This window comes from Bacillus sp. L_1B0_5, assembly GCF_000836715.1.
Lineage (GTDB): Bacteria > Bacillota > Bacilli > Bacillales > Bacillaceae_G > Bacillus_A > Bacillus_A thuringiensis_S.
In genome coordinates, this window is record NZ_JXIS01000118.1 from 1 (window position 1) to 3,546 (window position 3,546).

Consider the following 3,546-nt stretch of genomic DNA (forward strand, 5'->3'; position numbering starts at 1 on the left):
TTTGTCCATTATTTGCACCAGAACCTGGTGAGAAAAGTTTGCTATGGGAATTGGATGATCTTGATGGAAGGAATGGGGGAAGTAGAACCATAGTGGAATTAAATGCAAGGATGATTGATGATTTACAGCGTATAAAATCAATTTCTAGCCAAGGATATTACATTATTGAAAATGAACAATAAATAGAGGGATCTTTGAAGAGTGTTAATACAATTTGTATTTTATTAAAAAATGGAGGAATGCATTATGAATATAGTAACTATTGAATTTGGTCAAGGTACAGAAGCTTGGAGAGATATGCAAGAGGTTGCTAAAGTTTTACAAGAGAAAGGGTATTCTGTTGAACCTTATGAGGAAATTGGAACGGTGAAATTAGTTAAGAAAATCAATGATGAAATAGAGGATAAAACAAATTAAAGGGGAAATGAAAGATGAATAAATTTCAAACTATGAAAGATTTGAAAGAAGAACTTAGGGATAATGTTTTATCTTCATTTTTTATTTCACTCGGTACACTAATCAGTGTTATTTTTGGTCATTTAACTAAGAATCTGTTTGATACTAATCTATATGTGTGGGTATATATTATAACATGTTATGTTGTGCCGTTTATTTTCATGTTATTAGGAATTTGGCTAGTTGTAAGAACGAAACGAATCGTTAAGGAAATAAATAATTTACAATAAAAAAAGCACAGCAATATCTTGTTAAAGAAGAAAATATAAAGTAAAGACTCTATTAATAGTAGGGTCTTTTTTGTCGAAAAGTAATTGAAAAAAATAACAAAAAAGCCTTGTAGGTCTATTGCGTTCGTGGGATAATAGACTTGTAAGGATGAAAAATAACGAAAGGGGAAATGAAAATATGGAAGCAATTATTGAGCCACAAGAAGAAACAAAGCTTGCTGAAGTTGTGAATTTTTATCAAAGAAAAAAAGAAAAAGAAATAAATAAGCTAACTTCAGAGCAGAAATTTAAGCTTCTCGTAATGCAGGTCATGTGCAATATATCTGAAGAAGACCTAGAAGGGATTTTTGAAAGAGGATTGTCAGTAGACCAACTATTCACAGGAGTAGCAAATAGGTACTTTAAAAACGAAAAAGCCATCCGCCAGTAAAACGAATGACTAGAAGGGAATCTGATCCATTCCCTTCTCCTATTATAACATAATAAAGGAGAGCAAAAACATATGAACGAATTAGGAATTGCAAAGTTTAAAGCTAATGTACAGGTGGGAGATATAATTCGTGTTGGAACAACTGAAATCGGTTATAACGATGAAAAATTATCGTATCATGGGGAAGTTATTGCTATTCGAGATAAAGATTTTATTCTTCGTGAATCAGTTGTTGAATTTACCATTTCATATAAATCAGTGTATTGGCATTGTGCCGAATGAAAATACGAATGATTTTTGATTCCTGAACTTGATATTGTTCGGTTTTATAAAGAAATCGCTCCTTGCTGCAGCAAGATTACCTGGAGAAAAACCAATAAAAATACGAATATTACCATTGAAAGGTGGAATATAAAATGAAAATCTCCACATCTGATTGGCTTGCTCTTACAAAAGAAACAAAAATCAAATTAATTCGTCTAGCAATTTTAGAAACAAAGCACCCTTCACTTAGAAAGTTTCTAAATAAAGGGGCGTAATATGCTTATATGCAGAGGGGATATTAAATATTCCCTTTGTTTGATTCTATATAATAAAGGAGAATTTACTATGAATGAGATTGAAAACTACATGACACCATCTGAAGCAGCATATAAATGGGGAGTTAAAAGAGATACTCTAAAGAATAAATATAGTCCGTCTATGCTAAATGAAAAACAGCAAGAAGAGTTGCAACAAATGATTGATGAAGGATTAATTAAGTTCTTTTTACCACCAAATGGGGTAAGAAAAGAATGGATTATTTCCAGAGATGCTATGTTTATATGGTTTGGAGAACCGCGAATTTCTAAAGAATGAAACTTTATTTTTAGATTTGGATAAAAAGGTTTTCCCTTGCCTTTTGGGATAGAGGTTGGCTCGTCGTGTGGGGACGAGGCCCCACGGTTTGAAACGTCTGGTGACGACGGATGAAAAACTAAATAAGAGGACGAAAGGTTAGCGGTTTGGCTCGTATACTGGAAAGATCAAGCCGATAGAGAAAACACTTGCTTTTGGGTATGTCGGCTTGGCGACGCCATTTCACGAGCCAAAAAAAGTTGGGCAAGGATTATTTTTACTGCAGTAACGGAGTGAAGCAGTAAAAACAAAAGGTGGAGATTTTCTGAAGCATAGCGAAAGAAAATACGACCTGTTCCTTGCGGAACTTTTAGCATTTAAGGGGAAATGTTATTTTGTTTATATTTTTAATATTTAAAAACGTAAGAATTATATTTATGCAGAAGTTTCTTTATTCAGCCCACATAAAGTCCAGTTATGGTAAAATATAGAGGACATATGTATAATGAGATTCCAATTCTATTGATGAATTGGAATCATTTTTTACATTTAACTGTTCGAGGAGAGTAATCGCGTACACGAATTGATCTAGTTCTTGGCTAGATGCAAGAACAATGGGGTCCGTATATCCGTATGCTTTTACCAACTGTCGCAGTTGTTTCTTTTTTTCTTCAATTTGTTTTTGTAAGTGGGTAACATCAGATGTAGACATGGGAAACCTCGCTATTTCTACAGATTGATATCAACTTTTTATAGTATATGCAGTTTTTAAAAAATGAAAACGGTCACATAAGATGTGAGATAGTCTATGTGTACAAAAGGAGGACATTTCTATGAAAGCAACAGGTATTGTACGGAAAATGGATAATTTAGGACGAATTGTGATACCAAAAGAAACAAGACGAATTTTACAAGTAGATTCAGGAGACGCTCTAGAAATTTTTGTAGAAAAGAATGCGATTATTCTACAGAAATATCAATCGTATGGTACTTGTCCGATTACAGGAGAAATTTCTCCCCAAAATATCAAACTAGCTGATGGAAAACTGACGTTGAGCCCAGAAGGGGCGAAACAACTTATGGAAGAATTAGAACAATACAAAGTAACGGTATGAGCAGAATAGGAGGCGAACTCGTTGGAAGTGAAATTACAAGCATTCCAAAAGGATAAAGGCAAGAACATGCTATCTTTGCAGGAACAATTGTTGCAAGAGGCGTTTCAAAAGAGGAAGGATATCACTTTAATTCTGTTAAAAGGATTGCATGTAAAAGGAATAATAAGAGGATTTGATACTTATTCTGTTTTAATAGAAGTTGAAGGTAAGCAACAGCTTGTATATAAACATGCGATCTCCACGATTCGCTTCTAAAATAAAACAGTAGCATGATTCCTACTGGATTCATGCCACTGTTAAAGAAATATTATTTAGCGTTTACAGCTTCTTTTAATGCTTTTCCTGCTTTAAAGGCAGGTGTTTTTCCCGCAGGAATAGTAAGCGCCTCACCAGTATGTGGATTGCGTCCTTCACGTGCAGCACGTTCTCTAACTTCGAATGTACCGAAGCCAAGTAGCTGAACATGTTCTCCAGTTTG

General features: G+C 34.1%; 10 protein-coding genes and 1 pseudogene. 9 read left to right on the top strand and 2 right to left on the bottom strand.

Annotation, left to right across the window (positions count from 1 at the left end; translation table 11 throughout):
• From RT27_RS35465 to RT27_RS28360, 7 genes and pseudogenes are all read left to right on the top strand, one after another.
• Positions 1-182, top strand: a pseudogene (locus RT27_RS35465) (vacuolar protein-sorting protein 36); the annotation flags it as partial.
• Positions 183-246: 64 nt separating this feature from the next.
• Complete coding sequence (locus tag RT27_RS34975; protein ID WP_001028554.1) at positions 247-417, top strand: hypothetical protein; 171 nt, start codon at positions 247-249, stop codon at positions 415-417.
• A gap of 14 nt (positions 418-431) precedes the next feature.
• Positions 432-686, top strand: a complete 255-nt coding sequence (locus RT27_RS28345) for a hypothetical protein (RefSeq protein WP_043938443.1) — start codon at positions 432-434, stop codon at positions 684-686.
• Positions 687-864: 178 nt separating this feature from the next.
• A complete protein-coding gene (locus tag RT27_RS28350; RefSeq protein WP_231577709.1) occupies positions 865-1,116 on the top strand; it encodes a hypothetical protein in 252 nt (83 codons plus the stop codon).
• A gap of 72 nt (positions 1,117-1,188) precedes the next feature.
• Positions 1,189-1,398, top strand: coding sequence for a hypothetical protein (locus RT27_RS28355; RefSeq protein ID WP_043938444.1), 210 nt, complete (start codon positions 1,189-1,191; stop codon positions 1,396-1,398).
• Between the two features lie 134 nt (positions 1,399-1,532).
• Complete coding sequence (locus tag RT27_RS36155; protein WP_000704136.1) at positions 1,533-1,655, top strand: hypothetical protein; 123 nt, start codon at positions 1,533-1,535, stop codon at positions 1,653-1,655.
• A gap of 70 nt (positions 1,656-1,725) precedes the next feature.
• A complete protein-coding gene (locus RT27_RS28360; protein ID WP_043938445.1) occupies positions 1,726-1,974 on the top strand; it encodes a hypothetical protein in 249 nt (82 codons plus the stop codon).
• Positions 1,975-2,428: 454 nt separating this feature from the next.
• On the opposite strand, the gene RT27_RS34445 is transcribed toward RT27_RS28360, so the two are convergent.
• Positions 2,429-2,665, bottom strand: a complete 237-nt coding sequence (locus RT27_RS34445) for an aspartyl-phosphate phosphatase Spo0E family protein (protein WP_231583609.1) — start codon at positions 2,663-2,665, stop codon at positions 2,429-2,431.
• 121 nt (positions 2,666-2,786) lie between these two features.
• Here RT27_RS34445 and RT27_RS28370 point away from each other — a divergent pair, with 121 nt between their 5' ends.
• Both RT27_RS28370 and hfq read left to right on the top strand, forming a co-directional pair.
• Positions 2,787-3,068 carry an AbrB/MazE/SpoVT family DNA-binding domain-containing protein gene (locus RT27_RS28370; RefSeq protein WP_043938446.1) on the top strand — a complete coding sequence of 94 codons (282 nt, stop codon included), beginning with the start codon at positions 2,787-2,789 and terminating at the stop codon, positions 3,066-3,068.
• 21 nt (positions 3,069-3,089) lie between these two features.
• Positions 3,090-3,323 (top strand): RNA chaperone Hfq, encoded by a 234-nt coding sequence (gene hfq, locus RT27_RS28375; RefSeq protein ID WP_016110686.1) that lies wholly within the window; start codon positions 3,090-3,092, stop codon positions 3,321-3,323.
• Positions 3,324-3,375: 52 nt separating this feature from the next.
• Here hfq and RT27_RS28380 read toward each other — a convergent pair.
• The coding region (locus tag RT27_RS28380; protein ID WP_043938447.1) for an HU family DNA-binding protein at positions 3,376-3,546 on the bottom strand (171 nt) is incomplete at its 5' end.